Below are 15,147 nucleotides of genomic sequence, written 5' to 3'. Positions count from 1 at the left end.
TCAGCCTCCAACGACGCTATCGAGTTCACGGTAATCCGGCAGGCTGCGGTCGATCACCTTGCCGCGGCGAAGCACGACGCGGTCAGACTGCGGACGGGAAAGGAATTCGCTCCAGCGCCGGGCGCTGAAGAGCACGAGATCGGCGGGGCTGCCGACGGCAATGCGGCCCATCTGCGGCCTGCCGGCAATCTTAGCCGGTGACGCCGTGACGACACGCGCCGCATTATCGAGCGGATGGTCGAGATGCAGGATGCGAACCGCCTCGCGAAACACTTCCACCGGATCGAGATCGCCATAGGCGTAGAAGGGGTCGCGCGTATTGTCGGAGGAGACAGCCGTCTCGACGCCGGCAGCCGCCAATTCCTTGAACAGAGTGACGCCACGCCAGCGCGGCGTGCGGCCGGGATAACGATCCTGCAGGTACATGTTGCACATCGGCAGCGAGATGACCGAAACCCCTGCCTTGTGAACGAGATCCACGGTCCGCTTGGCCGTATCGTCATCCTGCCGCGCCAGAGAGCAGCAATGACCTGCCGTTACTTTGCCTTCGAACCGGTTGCGCAAAACGGCTTCGGCGATCGCCTTCAATGTTTCGGCGTCCGGATCATCCGTTTCGTCGACATGCAGATCGACATCGAGGCAGTTCTTCGCCGCCGCATGCAAAAGCGTGTCGAGCTGCCAGTCGAGCGATTGTCCCATCCTGGTGACACCGCCGAGCAAGCCGCCCTTGTCCTTTACGACCGCGACGAGATCGGCGAAGAAGGATTCGTCCGCCATATTGTCGAGCGGGAAGAGGGCGACTGCCTGCAGGGCGATCTTCTCCTTCCATTCGTCGCGCAGTTCGGCAAAGACCTCGAAGGAAATGCGGTGCTGGGGTGCGAGCGAATCCAGATGGGTGCGGATAAGACCGGTGCCGTGCGCATAGGCTGAGCGCAGCGAGAATTCCATACGCTTGCGCACATCGGCGGCCGACCAGTTTGCCTCCCGGTCCCTGCCCACGGCTTCCAATGCGCCCATGAAGGTCCCATCCGGATTGGGCTTGCGCGGCCAGATGTGGCCTTTGTCCAGATGCGTATGAATATCGGCAAAGCACGGCCAGACCATACCTTCCCTCATATCGGACTTGGCAAACTCCGCTGGCGCTGTGCCGGGTGGCAGGATCGCTGAAATCGCCCCGTCCGTTATGACGATATCGGCCTTGACGAGCCCCTCATTCGCCTCAGCAGCAAAGCCGCTGACGGTAACTGCAGGAAGCGTCGCATTGGCCAGCACGAAGCGGCCCGCATTCGGGGGCAACATGAAGGAATAGGTCATCAGTTTTCCCGCTTCAGGCTGCTCTCGTGCCAGCGATGCAGGCTGAGCCATGAAATGAAGGAGGTAATGGCGAATATCGCGACGCCGAGCATGGAGAGCATGAAGAGCGCCGCGAACAGGCGGGGAATGTTCATGCGATATTGCGATTCCAGCAGACGGAAGGCGAGGCCCGAACCGGCACCCGCCGAACCCGCAGCGAATTCCGCAACCACGGCGGCGATCAATGCAAGGCCGCCGCCGATGCGAAGCCCTGTCATGAAGTAAGGCTGAGCGGCCGGGATCTTCAGATAGATCAGCGTCTGCCAGCGTGAGGCGCCATAAAGTTCGAACAGGTTGATCAGGTTGTGATCGACGCTCTTCAGGCCCTGCACCATGTTCGAAAGGATCGGGAAGAAAGCAACGAGGAAGGCGCAGATCAGGAGTGCCACCTGCGTGGACGGTGCGTAGATCAGGATGAGCGGCGAAATCGCCACGATCGGCGTGACCTGCAGGATGACCGCAAGCGGATAGAAGGCGATTTCGATCCAGCGCGATTGCACCAGAAAGATCGCAAAACCCACGCCACCGATCAGCGCCAGCATCAGCGATATCAAGGTGATCTGCGTCGTGACCCAAAGCGCTGGGGCAAGCGTGCCCCAGTCATTGATGAAGGCGGCCGCGACAGCGCCGGGCCCGGGCAGGATGTAGGGCGGAACGCCCGAGAGCACCACGTAAAGCTCCCAGATGGCGATGAGGGCGCCGATGACCAGAAAAGGCACGGCGATGCGCAGCGCCAGATCGCGCCTGTTGGCATTGACGGGATTGGGAAGGGGCAGGGGCGGGACCTCGGTCGTTTCGATACTGTTGACACTCATCAGTGCTCCTCCGATCCGCCCATGGCCTCGATTAGCGATCGGGACGCGGTTTCGCAGGCTCGCCGGTATTCTTCCGAGGTTCGGTAATGCGAATCCCGCTCAAGGCTGGTCGCCAGTGGAAAATCTGCATGCACCCGGCCCGGCCGCGCCTTCATCACAACGATCCGGTTGGAAAGATAGGCGGATTCAAAAACGGAATGCGTGACGAAGATCACGGTAATGCCAGTCGCCTTCCACAGCCGCAGCACGTCGTCATTGAGCTTCTGGCGGGTGATCTCATCAAGCGCAGCGAAAGGCTCGTCCATCAGCAGCAGCTTGGGCTTTGTCACCAGCGCGCGGGCAATCGAAACGCGCATCTTCATGCCGCCCGAGAGCTCACGCGGATAGGCGCTGGCGAAATCCTGCAGGCCGACGGTCGCCAACACCTCCATGATCCGGCCGCTCGCTTCAGCCTTGGAGACGCCGCGCAGTTTCAGCGGCAGGTAGACATTGCCGAAAACAGTCTTCCAGGGCATCAGCGTCGGCTCCTGGAAGACGAAACCGATATCGCCTTCCGGAAGGCCTTTTGAATTTATGCGTGAACTCGGCCAGTCGATCTTGCCGGATGTAACGTCGCCGAGGCCGGCGATGATGCGCAGCGCGGTGGATTTTCCACAGCCGGAGGGACCGAGAAGGCTGATGAACTCGCCGCTTTCGACCGTCAGGGACATGCCTGAAAGCGCAATCGTGCCGCTGGAAAAGACCTTCGAGAGGGACTGCATGACGACCAACGGCCGCCTGCGTATATCTTTCGAAGGCGCCGCCTTGGTTTCGGCTAGGGACATTCTTTCGCTCTTTTATCGAGGGGACGAGGCCCGCCGCCGGAAGGCGACGGGCCCTGCCTTGGGAGCTTATTTCTTAAGCGATACACCGACGCTCTTGCAGACGAACTTCGTAGTGAACGCTTTGGTGTAGTCGGTCTCGGGCTTGAAGACCTTGATCGCCACCATTTCGTCGAAGAACTTCTTGTAATGGGCGTTGGTGATGCAGCCGATGCCCTTTTCCAGGCCCTCACCGGATTCGATGATGCCGTATTCCTTCATCTTGCCGATCGAATAAGCGATCTGGCCATCCGTGATTTCCGGATTGTCCTTCTTGATCAGCGCATTGGCCTTGCTGTTGTCGCCGTAGAGATAATTGTACCAGCCCTCGATCGAGGCATCGACAAAGCGCTGCACGACGTCAGGCTTGGTATCGACCATCTGCTGTGTCGTGGTGATCATCGTCGAATAGGGCGAATAGCCGTTATCGGCGAGCAGGAAGACCTTCGGCTCCCAGCCGGTCTGCTTCTGGATCTCGTAGGGCTCTGAGGTCAGATAACCCTGCTGGGCAGATTGCTTGTCGGCTAGAAAGGGGCCTGGATTGAAGTTATAGGGCTTGTACTGCTCGTCCTTGAATCCGGGAAAGTTTGCCTTCATCCATTCGAAATAGGTGAGGTAGCCATCCTTGCTAAGGAATAGCGTCTTCAGCTTGGCAAGATCCCCGAACTTGTCGACGCCGACATCGGGATGGGCGATCAGGATCTGCGGGTCCTTCTGAAAGATCGCGGCGACATCGACGAGCGGAATGCCCTGCTCGACAGCTGAGATTTCGCCCTGCGGCCCGCCCATGTAGAAGTCGATCTTGCCGGAGATCAGCAGCGCATTGTTGGCGGCATTCGGCCCGCCCTGCACGATGGAAACGTCGAGGCCGTATTTGGCATAGGTTCCGTCGGCCACGGCCTGATAGAAACCGCCATGCTCGGCCTGCGCCAGCCAGTTGGTGCCATAGCTCACCTTGTCGAGCGCATAGCCGGGTACACTGGCAGCAAGCATGCCGCCAAGGCCAAGAACTGCAGAAAATATGGACGTTTTCAGTGTGTTGGACATGGCGGCGTTCCCCTTCTGGTGCCTTGAAGCTCGTTTTCGAACCCCGATTTTCTTCATTTGAGCGATTGCTTCGCTCTTTGAAAAGCAGCAAAATTCGTGCGCAGTGATGCCTTTTTGGCATCTCATGATGTGTCTGTGCCTAATTTAGGCGCTGTGCTTAAAAACGATGCAACGAGGTCGCGATGCTGCACTCCAGAAAGCTTCTCTACATCAACGAGATCGCCAGAACGGGCTCCATCCGGAAGGCAGCAGCCCGTCTGAACGTCGCCTCTTCGGCAATTAACAGGCAGATCCTGGCGCTGGAGGAGGAGATGGGTGCTCCGCTCTTCGAGCGCCTGCCGCGAGGCCTGCGCCTCACGGCTGCGGGAGAACTTTGCATCGAACATATTCGAGAAGTGCTGAAGAACTACGATCGGCTGGAAGGGCGCATTAAGAGCCTCAAGATGCAGCAGGCAGGCAAGGTCAGGCTTGCCACAACGGTCGGCCTTGCTTCCGGCCCGCTACCGGAAATCATCACGCGCTTTCAGTCGGAGCATTCACGGGTTTTCTTCCAGCTCCGCAGCGATGCCGGCACGGCTTCGATCAATCAGGTCCTGTCAGGCGAGGTGGACATCGGCCTCGGTTTCAATATTCCTGCCACGCCCGGCATCCGCACCCTCGGCAATTTCGATATCCCGATCGGCGTCATCCTGCCGCCAGGTCACCCATTGATCGGGCCGGGGCCGATCAACCTTGCCGACGTGGTGCAGGAGCGACTGGTTCTCGCGCAGCAGGGCACAAGTCTTCGCGATGTCATCAACCTCGCAATGGCAAGACTGGACGTCTCTATCGAGCCAGTGCTCGAAACAAATGCTTCGGAAATGCTGAAGAAGCTGGTCAGATGCGGGGCAGGGCTCTCCATGCTGAACCCACTCGATGTCATCACCGAATGCCGTCAGGGCGAGCTGGTCTTTCGCTCGATTGCAGACCCGCATAGCCGCCACCAGCCGCTCAAGCTCTTTGCCCGCGCCCGTACGCCGCTCGATTCCGCAACCAGCCTTTTCGTTGAATACTTGCTCGCCGAACTCGCGGGCCTTGTCCAGGAGTTGCAGACCAAGGGCCACATCCCGCTGGAGCGGCCGGCAGTCGCCTGATTACTTCGAATAGAGGTTGGAGAGCGGATAGCGCTTCAGGTCGTAGAGCAGCTCGATGAAGCCCTTGACCTGATGGCCGCAGATCGCCTCGCCCTTCTCCGCAGTGCCCTTGGAGGCATCCCCGACGACCCCGTTTGGATTGAGGTCGTGAGCGATCCAGGCCAGCGAATGCGGCGGCAGCGGCTGGATATACTGCGATTGCTCGCGCATCCATTCGGCTTTCGAGGTAAAATTCTGGGCCTTCTCCATCCGCACCAGTTCCGGCCGGAAATGCAGCATCAGCGACGTCTCCACTTCGCCGCCATGAATGCCGTAACGTGACTCATGCTCGCTGATCATGCCGTCAGGATTGCCGAACCGGCCCCACTGGGTGGAAACGACGGCCATCTTGTGGCGTACTCGCAGCTCACGGGCGACGATGCTCATGATATCGACATTGCCGCCATGCGAATTGACGATGACAAGCTTGCGCAGACCGGTTTCCGCCACCTTCGCGCCTATCGCCGTCCAGACGGGGATCAGCAGTTCGGCGCTGAGGGAAAGCGTACCTGGACCATAGACATGCTCGTTGGCCTTGCCGATTTCCTGGGTCGGCAGGACGAGGATATCGAGGTCCTCGGGCCGTTGCCGGCGCAGTTCCGCCAACATGCCGTTGGCGATCGCCACATCGGTGGCGATGGGCAGATGCGGACCGTGTTGCTCAGTCGAAGCGATCGGCAGGATAGCGATGGTCGTGTCGGGGGAAAGCGCGGCAAAATCATAAGTGTTCAGTTCATTCCAGAAGAATGGTGTCGCCATCGCCGCTTCCCTCTTTGTCATTATTCGATAGTGAGTAGGGAATAACGCGGCATGCGAAAAGCATCGATTTGCGCGCACGCCGCTGCCTTTTTGCGCGCATGATGTCGTTAGTCCGATGTCAGGCCATCTTGCACGTTGGAAATAAATATTCCGCCGTCGCCCCTTTCGGGGAAGGCTTTGGTTTGACCACGGTTGGCGCAGGTCTGTAGATAGTCATGGCACGCAGAACTGCCTGCGAGTGTTCAGATTTAACGATCCGCAATTGGAGGGCCGACCATGAGCCTACGTATCAACGATATTGCTCCCGATTTCACCGCCGACACCACCCAGGGGCCCGTTCAGTTCCATGACTGGATCGGCAGCGGCTGGGCCGTTCTCTTCTCGCATCCGAAGAATTTTACGCCGGTCTGCACGACCGAGCTCGGCACCATGGCCGGCCTCGAAGGCGAGTTTAAGAAGCGCGGCGTCAAGATCATCGGCATTTCCGTCGATCCGGTCGAAAGCCACGGCAAGTGGAAGAACGACATCAAGACGGCGACCGGCTTCGATGTCGAATATCCGCTGATCGGCGACAAGGACCTCAAGGTCGCCAAACTCTATGACATGCTGCCTGCCGGTGCCGGCGAAAGCTCCGAGGGGCGCACGCCTGCCGACAACGCCACCGTGCGCTCGGTCTTCGTCATCGGCCCGGATAAGAAGATCAAGCTGATCCTCACCTACCCGATGACGACGGGCCGCAATTTCAACGAGATTCTGCGTGCGATCGACTCCATCCAGCTGACCGCCAAGCACCAGGTCGCAACACCAGCCAACTGGAACCAGGGCGACGACGTAATCATCACCGCCGCCGTCTCCAACGAAGACGCCATCGCCCGCTTCGGCTCCTTCGATACGGTTCTGCCGTACCTCAGAAAGACCAAGCAGCCGTCCGCATGAGTTCACTCCGCCGGCATTACGATTGAATCAAAGACGCTCTGGCCTCCGGGGCGTCTTTGTTTTCTAGCCTATAGCAGAAGCCGTATTGGAGCGGAGCCAGCCTTTTCCTTGCCTATTTGCCGGAGGTGATGCTTGCGAAGGCGAGGCCGGCTGCGAAAAGCGCAAATGTTGCGATAATGATATCTGTTGGCATATGGATCACCGATCCCGCTGAATGCGTTGAGCAGGGTGTCTATCGCGTGCAGATCCCATTTTCGCGTGCCCGGCACCGACGGCCGGTTTCTTGACTGCAAATCGACCAGACTAACGCTTTTTCCGGACATCACTTGGTAAAGCATCAATTAGTTGATGCACTTTTCCGGTGGCGAAAACGATGTCTTCGCGCGCCAGATGGACCGTTATCTCGATCTCTTCCCATCTGCCGCCCTTGTCTTTCGCGAACCTGACGGCGGCCTCCAAAGAGGTGAATTGCACGGCGGGTGCGTTGGCGGTCCAGAACTGCACGCTGCAGTCCGCCGCACTGTAATCTAAAAATGCTTTCTGAGGATCTAGCGCCATGGCACGTGCTTACACCTGCACTGGTTGGTTGGCCAGTGAATGCCTGCCCCAGGTGAGCGAAGTCAAGAAAATCCTAACGCCCCGCCCAGCCTCAGAGAAGGGTTGGGCCGCATCGCCTACATGGGCAGCATCAGTTGACGTATCTGTCGCTTCTCATTGAGAACATCATCTTCGAGGAACAGGAGCCTTAGGTCGGTACGACAAGCCGTTCACTGGCCCAGATTTGCGGCGCGATCTGTCCAGTCGATCATCGGCGCAACGGCAAAACCGGCGCGCTTTAGGAACGACAGCATGGTGAATGGGTTCGAGAGAGGGAGCCAACTACAGGCTCGAACTTATATCCACAGAAACAGAACTGGGAAAAAAATTAGGAGTCGGCCCATTTAAGAACCGACTCCCTCAATACAATCAGCTGCTTAGCTGAAGAAACTGGCTCCCCGGGCCGGATTCGAACCGGCGACCTGTCGATTAACAGTCGAATGCTCTACCGCTGAGCTACCAGGGATCACCGCTTGGCCGCGGCGTGAGCGGGGTAATACAAATGCTTTCCCGATTTGCCAAGCAGTTTTTTCAAAAAAATGAAATCAGCTTGTATTCGTGCCGCTTAAGCCCATCTTTTATAGATGATTAACAGGAAAAATGGGCCGAAAAAGGCCGCAGAAACACGTTTCGGCATTGATCACAAGGATGGCAAGCTGGTTCTCGGCTCGCTGCGGGTACCGATGCCGCGCTCGCGCATTGCACGCATGACGACCGGAACACTGCTCATTTTCGGCGGCATACTGGGCTTTTTGCCTATTCTTGGCTTCTGGATGTTGCCACTCGGCTTCCTCGTGCTGTCCCACGATTTGCCGATCGCACGCAGATGGCGACGACGCGTCGCGGTCTGGTGGCATCGCCGAAAGCGCCCTGCGTAAAGTCTTCAGGGAAGCCGCAAGCTGCCATATCGAGGATGGGCGCCAATAGAAGTCTGCCCGCGGAATCGTATGCCCCGGTCGTGCAGTATGTGTGGTTTGTCACTGCGGAGAGACGACAGGGCCTTCAATAGAGGCTGGAGCGGTTGTTTCTGACCCTGTGATCTCCGAGAGGTGGATTGGCAGCTCGCCATTTTCCTCAAGTGCGGTCGCCGTGATCACGAGTGCGGCGATGAGAATTATCAACAGCTTCACCGCATGGGAACTGAGGTTGGCTTTCTGCCACCAGCCGGCCTGGATACGCGAAGGCTCCAGATAATATTTATAGTAAAATTCCGGATCGCTGGTTTCGATGAGATTGTCGTAAATATGCGGCAGCACCCCGTTATGCCGAATTGAGCGGCCGCCGGCGAATTTGGCATGAAGAACCTGGGTCTCCGGATCGTAGGATACGGCGCGGATCTGTTTGGAATTCAAAGGCACCCAGTTCATTTCTGCTCCTGTCACTCCCACAACAGGATGTAACGACGATGCTGAAAGTCAAGTTAAGAATTTGTTACTAATATTTGAGCGATGTTTCGATGTGTCTAATATAACAGAAGTGATCGCGTTGTCGTCTTCACAGTTGGCGTCTCACCGATCAATATAGGCGATAGGGTAAAGCTTGCTGAATTTAGCCTGTTGCACAATCCAGATGGCCTAAAGGCCTATTCAAGCAGCTGATAGCCTATTTGTTGTTCGGGCGAGCGCGATTTTTCAGCAGAATGGAGCTTTTATCATTGTCCCTGGGAGCGGCGTCTCGGTGCCTACGACGCTGGATTGATCCTTGTTCTCTATACGCCCGATGTGGCCAGAGTTTGAAATTGCGGGAAATGTTTTTGGAAAGCCCTCTTGCGATTTCCTTACGATCATTCTAAACGCTCGCCACGGCTAATACAGCCTGTGAGGCCTCGTGGCGGAGTGGTGACGCAGAGGACTGCAAATCCTTGTACCCCGGTTCAATTCCGGGCGAGGCCTCCAATAACTTTTTCACCGACATAGAAATCCGATCCGCTTCATAAAATGAGGCGCGGTATCGATTCGGCAGTCTTACCAGACTACGGGAACCTGGCTGAAATCGAATTGGGCTGGCTTGATGCCGGTCAGAGAGTAAAGCGCCCGCAATCCGCCGCTGCGCAGGCCCGCCAGATAGCCGGCATCGTCACCAGCCGTCTTGTTCTCTATCCGCACATCAGGGCCGAGCAGTCGCTGCAGCGCCTGCGCTGAGATCCGCGTGAAATTGCAGATGGCGCCGCTTTTGAATTTCACAAGCAGCAGCCTCGCTTCCGGATTGTAGTGAAGCGTTTCGATCTCTGGCGATTGAATGGCGAAGGTTTGCATGCCGCCAACTTAGCGGAAGCCGCGGCTGGCGCAACAATATGGTTGACATAGAGTTAATAACGCAATCGACTGTGCCGGCTTGATCCGATTGGACACCAAAACCTATTTTTCCGGCGCGCCGGGTAGGCGGCCAGGAAACTTTTATACAGGAAGCGCGATCTGTTCAGGTCGCTCTTCCGTCCAGCAGCCCGCAGCAGAATATGCCAACGAGCGCCGCGACGATGAAAAAGTCGAACAGCGTGAAATATTCCAGAACGGCAGACATGGCTTGCTCCTCCTCCTCATTTCCTCCGGTCATATTAGTATCACGGAATCACTGTTTGTTCCACGCAGAAGTTGCAGCTTCCATTTTTTACCTGTTGCATGCGGGGAAGGACCCGCGGGATTCTTCAAGCAGGCGGCCGGCAAGCCTTGAAAGCATTCGTGGCGGAGACTAAGAGACGGAAGACAGAACCGCTTTCATCGGCGAGAGGATATGATGGATTTCGAAGCAGCACGCGTAAAGATGGTCGACAACCAGGTCCGCACGACGGACGTTACCTCGCATTCGGTGCTGACGGCCTTCCTCACCGTCCCGCGCGAAGCGTTCGTGCCGGAAAAGGCGAAGGTGCTGGCCTATATCGATAATGATATCGAAATTGCTCCGGCGGCTGCCGGCAATCCGGGCCGCTTCCTCATGGAGGCATCGCCGCTTGCCAAGCTGCTGCAGCTCGCCGCCATCACCAAGGATGATACCGTTCTCGAAGTTGGCGCCGGCACGGGTTACACCTCCGCGCTGCTGTCGCTGATCGCAGGCTCAGTCGTGGCCCTCGAAGCGGATGAGACCCTGGCTTCTGAAGCCAAGGCGAATCTCGCCAGTTATGCAAATGTGCAGATAGCGACTGGCCCGCTTGAGAAGGGCAATAGCGCCGGTGCTCCTTATGATCTGATCTTTATCAACGGTTCGGTGGAAGAGGTTCCTGCCGCACTTCTCGGCCAGCTGCAGGATGGCGGCCGTCTCGTTGTCGTGCAGGGTTATGGCAATGCTGCCCGCGCCAAGGTCTTTGTCAGCGAGCGCGGCGCTGTTTCCGAAAACGTCTTCTTCAATGCTTCGGTCAAGCCGCTGCCCGGTTTCGCCAAGGCTCGCGAGTTCGTATTTTAAGGCGTTCCTGTCGCCGATTTATTGAGCGGGCGCCATGGGCGCCCGCTTTCGTTTCTGCCGCCCAAAAAGCCTTCACAGACTTCGCTTACACTTGGGTAACAAAACTGTGCATGGCTGCATTTGTTTGATTCGCGCTGATTTTTTTCCCCTTTGGGGTATTCTAAAGTCAAGGTGATTCGGATGCATGCTCCACGCCGTCCGGTCGTTGTTTAAGGGATAACGGGGATAGATATGGCTCAGCCAGGTGTAGTGCGTGAACCGTCCATGGAAGAGATTCTGGCCTCCATTCGCCAGATCATCGAAAGCAATGAGCCTGGCGCCGGAAAGGCGATATCCGCCTCGCTTCCTCCCGTTTACGGTGCGGAAGAAGAAAACGACTCCGAAATCCATCTGACGGTTGACGACACCTACGCCGGTGTTGAGTTTCCGGAACCGCTTGCGTTGCGTCCCGATCCGCGTTTCGTCGCTGCAAATTCTGCCGGCACGGCGCCCGAGCCGGAAATGCCGGCCCGCGCCATGTCGCTTGCCGATGTTGCAGCGCGTGTCCGTGCCGCTTCCGAGCGCAGCGCTGTTCAGGCCGGTCAGGCTCTCCGTGATATGCCCCAGGCGTTCCATGAATCGCAGCCGCAATTCGAGCCACAGCCGGCCTTTGAAGCACCGCGCGTGGCTGCTGCTCCGCGCCCGGTCGAGCCGGCTCCCTTCGTTGCCCCGATTGCGCCCGTCGCCCAATATGCACCAGAGCCTGCGCCGGTCTTTGCCGAGCCACGCCTGCCCGAGATCCCGCAGCCTGCAATCGTCGACGAGGCGCCCGTGCTTTCTTCTGTCGAACAGCGTGTCGAGCCCCCGGTTTTCCAGCCTGCCGAACTTGCGGCTGTGCGCGCAGCGGAAGAAATTCAGCCGGCGCTTCTGTCCCAGAACACCGGCCTGCAGGTTGCTCGCTCCTTCGATGAGCTTGCCGCCGCGATCGATGGCGCCGCTGAGCGCCGCTCGCTAGATGAGATTGCCGAGGACATGCTGCGTCCGATGCTGCGCGAATGGCTTGATGATAATCTGCCGACGCTCGTCGAACGGCTCGTGCGCGAAGAGATCGAACGCGTGGCGCGCGGCCCGCGCCGCTGATCGGAACCGCTTTTTCTGGACAAGAGCCGCTCCGGTCTCCGGGGCGGCTTTTTTATTGACTTGGCCGTAGCCATCCTATTTACAAAACGCCCATCCTCGAACTTCGAATTGGTCAGAAAATGCTCGAAAAGACCTACGATTCCGCCGCCGTCGAACCGAAAATCGCTGCGAAATGGGATGAGGCGGATGCCTTCCGTGCCGGCGCCAATGCGAAGCCGGGTGCGGAGAGCTTCACCATCGTCATCCCGCCGCCGAATGTCACCGGCTCGCTGCACATGGGTCATGCGCTGAACAATACGCTGCAGGACGTCATGGTGCGGTTCGAGCGCATGCGCGGCAAGGATGTCCTCTGGCAGCCGGGCATGGACCATGCCGGCATCGCCACGCAGATGGTCGTCGAGCGCAAGCTGATGGAGCAGCAGCTTCCTGGCCGCCGCGACATGGGCCGCGATGCCTTCATCGAAAAGGTCTGGGAGTGGAAGGGCGAATCGGGCGGCCTGATCTTCAACCAGTTGAAGCGTCTCGGCGCCTCCTGCGACTGGTCGCGTGAGCGCTTCACCATGGACGAGGGCCTCTCGAGGGCCGTTCTCGAGGTTTTCGTCACGCTCTACAAGGAAGGCCTGATTTACAAGGACAAGCGCCTCGTCAATTGGGATCCGAAATTGCTGACGGCGATCTCCGACATGGAAGTCGAGCAGATCGAGCTTAAAGGCAATCTCTGGCATCTGCGCTATCCGCTGGAAGACGGCGTCACCTATCAGTACCCGATCGCTTTTGATGAGGAGGGCAAGCCCACCGAATTCGAAACACGCGATTACCTCGTGGTTGCGACGACGCGGCCGGAGACGATGCTTGGCGATACCGGCGTTGCGGTTAATCCCAAGGACGAGCGCTACAAGTCCATCGTTGGAAAACATGTCATCCTGCCGATTGTTGGCCGCAGGATTCCGATTGTCGCTGATGACTATGCCGATCCGGCAGCCGGCTCGGGTGCGGTCAAGATCACGCCCGCGCACGATTTCAACGATTTTGAAGTCGGCAGGCGTGCCGGCCTGCGCGCCATCAATGTCCTCAACGTCGATGGTTCGGTGACCATCAAAGAAAACGAGGACTTTCTGGAAGGTCTCGATCACCCGGCCGCCTTGCATGGCGCGTGGGACCGGCTGGAAGGCCAGGATCGTTTCGTTGCACGCAAGATCATCGTCGAGGTTTTCGAGGAAGCCGGCCTGCTCGACAAGATCGAGCCGCATAAGCATATGGTTCCGCATGGCGACCGTGGTGGTGTGCCGATCGAGCCGCGTCTGACCGAGCAATGGTGGGTCGATAACAAGACCCTTGCCAAGCCTGCCATAGCCTCCGTTCGCGAAGGCCGGACAAAGTTCGTCCCGAAGAACTGGGAGAACACCTATTTCCAATGGATGGACAATATCCAGCCGTGGTGCATCTCCCGTCAACTCTGGTGGGGTCACCAGATTCCGGCCTGGTATGGCCCTGATGGTCAGGTTTTCGTCGAGAAGACCGAAGAGGAGGCGCTGCAGGCCGCCATCCAGCACTACCTGTCGCATGAAGGGCCGATGAAGGCCTATGTCGAGGACCTGCTTGAGAACTTCAGGCCGGGCGAGATTCTGGTACGTGACGAAGACGTGCTCGACACCTGGTTCTCGTCGGCACTCTGGCCGTTCTCGACACTTGGCTGGCCGGACAAGACACCCGAACTGGAGCGATATTACCCGACCAGCGTTCTTGTTACCGGTTTCGATATCATCCCGTTCTGGGTTGTTCGCATGATGCAGATGGGCCTGCATTTCATGAAGGACGAGGACGATAACCCGGTCGAGCCGTTCCATACCGTCTATATTCACGCTCTGGTGCGCGACAAGAACGGGCAGAAGATGTCGAAGTCCAAGGGCAACGTCATCGACCCGCTCGAACTGATCGACGAATATGGTGCAGACGCGCTGCGCTTTACCCTGACGATCATGGCCGCGCAGGGTCGCGACGTGAAGCTCGACCCGGCCCGTATCGCCGGCTACCGCAATTTCGGCACCAAGCTCTGGAACGCCACCCGCTTTGCCGAAATGAATGGCGTCAAAAGCGATCCGCATTTCGTACCGGAAGCCGCCGAACTCACCATCAACCGTTGGATCCTCACGGAGCTTGCCCGCGCGGAACGTGACGTTACGGAAGCTCTTGAAGCCTATCGCTTCAACGATGCTTCCGGGGCACTTTATCGTTTCGTCTGGAACCAGTTCTGCGACTGGTATCTCGAACTTCTGAAGCCGGTCTTCAGCGGCGAGGACGAGGGTGCGAAGGCCGAAGCTCAGGCCTGCAGCGCCTATGTTCTGGAAGAGATCTACAAGCTGCTGCATCCCTTCATGCCCTTCATGACCGAAGAGCTGTGGGCGCATACGGCTGGTGAGGGCCAGGAACGTGACGGATTGCTCTGCCATGCCGATTGGCCGTCGCCGTCTTACGCCGACAATGCCGCGGCCGATGAGATCAACTGGTTGATCGACCTCGTTTCGGGCATCCGCTCTGTCCGCTCGGAAATGAATGTGCCGCCGGCGGCAACCGCGCCGCTTGTCGTCGTTGGTGCCAACAGCCTGACGCGCGAACGGCTGTTCCGTCACGACGCAGCCATCAAGCGCCTGGCACGTGTCGAAGCCATTTCGCTGGCGGAAGCTGCGCCGAAGGGTGCCGCTCAGATCATCGTCGCAGAAGCGACCGCCTGTCTGCCGCTTGGCAATCTGATCGATCTGGCGGCGGAAAAGAGCCGCCTCGAAAAGGCGATTGCGAAGGCCGAGGGCGAAGTCGTGCGCATCGACGGCAAGCTGTCGAATGAGAAGTTCGTCGCCAATGCCAACCCGGAAGTGGTGGAGGCCGAGCGCGAGCGTCATGCAGAGCTGACGAGCCAGATTGAAAGCCTGAGGACTGCTTTGGCGCGAGTTAGCGAAGCGGGATAATCGCGGATAGCGAGTATAATATTCCTGAAGGCGCGTTCCCCGGAGCGCGCCTTTTGCGTTCAAAAATATGATGATTCGAAAGAGCTAGGGCCGTTTTGGCCTTTCGGCCTGTGGATATAACCCGTTTGGG

The 15,147-nt window shown here is 58.2% G+C and carries 14 protein-coding genes and 2 tRNA genes; 7 read left to right on the top strand and 9 right to left on the bottom strand.

Annotation, left to right across the window (positions count from 1 at the left end; all coding sequences use genetic code 11):
- The 4 genes from AC1DNW_RS19985 to AC1DNW_RS19970 form a co-directional block, all read right to left on the bottom strand.
- On the bottom strand, window positions 1–1,314 hold the full coding sequence (locus AC1DNW_RS19985; protein WP_113311582.1) for a cytosine deaminase: 1,314 nt from the start codon (window positions 1,312–1,314) through the stop codon (window positions 1–3).
- The gene (locus AC1DNW_RS19980) at window positions 1,314–2,168 is read right to left on the bottom strand and encodes an ABC transporter permease (protein WP_113311583.1); all 855 of its coding nucleotides are present in this window, start codon (window positions 2,166–2,168) and stop codon (window positions 1,314–1,316) included. The genes AC1DNW_RS19985 and AC1DNW_RS19980 overlap by 1 nt, the downstream gene beginning before the upstream one ends.
- Window positions 2,168–2,992, bottom strand: coding sequence for an ABC transporter ATP-binding protein (locus tag AC1DNW_RS19975; protein ID WP_113297819.1), 825 nt, complete (start codon window positions 2,990–2,992; stop codon window positions 2,168–2,170). Before AC1DNW_RS19975 ends, AC1DNW_RS19980 begins: the two co-directional genes overlap by 1 nt.
- Window positions 2,993–3,058: 66 nt before the next feature.
- Complete coding sequence (locus tag AC1DNW_RS19970) at window positions 3,059–4,075, bottom strand: ABC transporter substrate-binding protein (protein WP_113311584.1); 1,017 nt, start codon at window positions 4,073–4,075, stop codon at window positions 3,059–3,061.
- A gap of 182 nt (window positions 4,076–4,257) precedes the next feature.
- Between AC1DNW_RS19970 and AC1DNW_RS19965 the strand changes: the two genes are divergently transcribed.
- Window positions 4,258–5,208 (top strand): LysR family transcriptional regulator, encoded by a 951-nt coding sequence (locus tag AC1DNW_RS19965; RefSeq protein WP_113311585.1) that lies wholly within the window; start codon window positions 4,258–4,260, stop codon window positions 5,206–5,208.
- On the opposite strand, the gene AC1DNW_RS19960 is transcribed toward AC1DNW_RS19965, so the two are convergent.
- A complete protein-coding gene (locus tag AC1DNW_RS19960) occupies window positions 5,209–6,006 on the bottom strand; it encodes a creatininase family protein (RefSeq protein ID WP_113311586.1) in 798 nt (265 codons plus the stop codon).
- A gap of 276 nt (window positions 6,007–6,282) precedes the next feature.
- On the opposite strand from AC1DNW_RS19960, the gene AC1DNW_RS19955 reads away from it, so the two are divergent.
- The gene (locus AC1DNW_RS19955) at window positions 6,283–6,942 is read left to right on the top strand and encodes a peroxiredoxin (protein WP_018114238.1); all 660 of its coding nucleotides are present in this window, start codon (window positions 6,283–6,285) and stop codon (window positions 6,940–6,942) included.
- 303 nt (window positions 6,943–7,245) lie between these two features.
- On the opposite strand, the gene AC1DNW_RS19950 is transcribed toward AC1DNW_RS19955, so the two are convergent.
- The gene (locus tag AC1DNW_RS19950) at window positions 7,246–7,500 is read right to left on the bottom strand and encodes a hypothetical protein (RefSeq protein WP_113297815.1); all 255 of its coding nucleotides are present in this window, start codon (window positions 7,498–7,500) and stop codon (window positions 7,246–7,248) included.
- A 430-nt stretch (window positions 7,501–7,930) separates the two neighbouring features.
- A tRNA-Asn gene (locus tag AC1DNW_RS19945) sits at window positions 7,931–8,005 on the bottom strand.
- Between the two features lie 118 nt (window positions 8,006–8,123).
- Between AC1DNW_RS19945 and AC1DNW_RS19940 the strand changes: the two genes are divergently transcribed.
- Window positions 8,124–8,417: a hypothetical protein gene (locus AC1DNW_RS19940; protein WP_113297814.1), complete on the top strand. Its 294-nt coding sequence runs from the start codon at window positions 8,124–8,126 to the stop codon at window positions 8,415–8,417.
- A 99-nt stretch (window positions 8,418–8,516) separates the two neighbouring features.
- Here AC1DNW_RS19940 and AC1DNW_RS19935 read toward each other — a convergent pair whose 3' ends face one another.
- Window positions 8,517–8,906 carry a KTSC domain-containing protein gene (locus tag AC1DNW_RS19935; RefSeq protein WP_113297813.1) on the bottom strand — a complete coding sequence of 130 codons (390 nt, stop codon included), beginning with the start codon at window positions 8,904–8,906 and terminating at the stop codon, window positions 8,517–8,519.
- 454 nt (window positions 8,907–9,360) lie between these two features.
- Here AC1DNW_RS19935 and AC1DNW_RS19930 point away from each other — a divergent pair.
- Window positions 9,361–9,434, top strand: a tRNA-Cys gene (locus tag AC1DNW_RS19930).
- A 69-nt stretch (window positions 9,435–9,503) separates the two neighbouring features.
- Here the strand turns inward: AC1DNW_RS19930 and AC1DNW_RS19925 are convergent.
- The gene (locus AC1DNW_RS19925) at window positions 9,504–9,794 is read right to left on the bottom strand and encodes a hypothetical protein (RefSeq protein WP_113311587.1); all 291 of its coding nucleotides are present in this window, start codon (window positions 9,792–9,794) and stop codon (window positions 9,504–9,506) included.
- Window positions 9,795–10,269: 475 nt separating this feature from the next.
- Between AC1DNW_RS19925 and AC1DNW_RS19920 the strand changes: the two genes are divergently transcribed.
- The 3 genes from AC1DNW_RS19920 to AC1DNW_RS19910 all read left to right on the top strand — a co-directional run bounded on the left by AC1DNW_RS19920 (window position 10,270) and on the right by AC1DNW_RS19910 (window position 15,017).
- Complete coding sequence (locus AC1DNW_RS19920) at window positions 10,270–10,935, top strand: protein-L-isoaspartate O-methyltransferase family protein (RefSeq protein ID WP_477854120.1); 666 nt, start codon at window positions 10,270–10,272, stop codon at window positions 10,933–10,935.
- A gap of 231 nt (window positions 10,936–11,166) precedes the next feature.
- Window positions 11,167–12,054: a DUF2497 domain-containing protein gene (locus AC1DNW_RS19915; RefSeq protein WP_113311588.1), complete on the top strand. Its 888-nt coding sequence runs from the start codon at window positions 11,167–11,169 to the stop codon at window positions 12,052–12,054.
- Between the two features lie 119 nt (window positions 12,055–12,173).
- A complete protein-coding gene (locus tag AC1DNW_RS19910) occupies window positions 12,174–15,017 on the top strand; it encodes a valine--tRNA ligase (protein WP_113311589.1) in 2,844 nt (947 codons plus the stop codon).
- The last annotated feature ends 130 nt before the right edge of the window (window positions 15,018–15,147 follow it).

The organism is Rhizobium sp. 05L429, from assembly GCF_056397645.1.
This window is presented reverse-complemented; position numbering and strand designations above follow the sequence as displayed.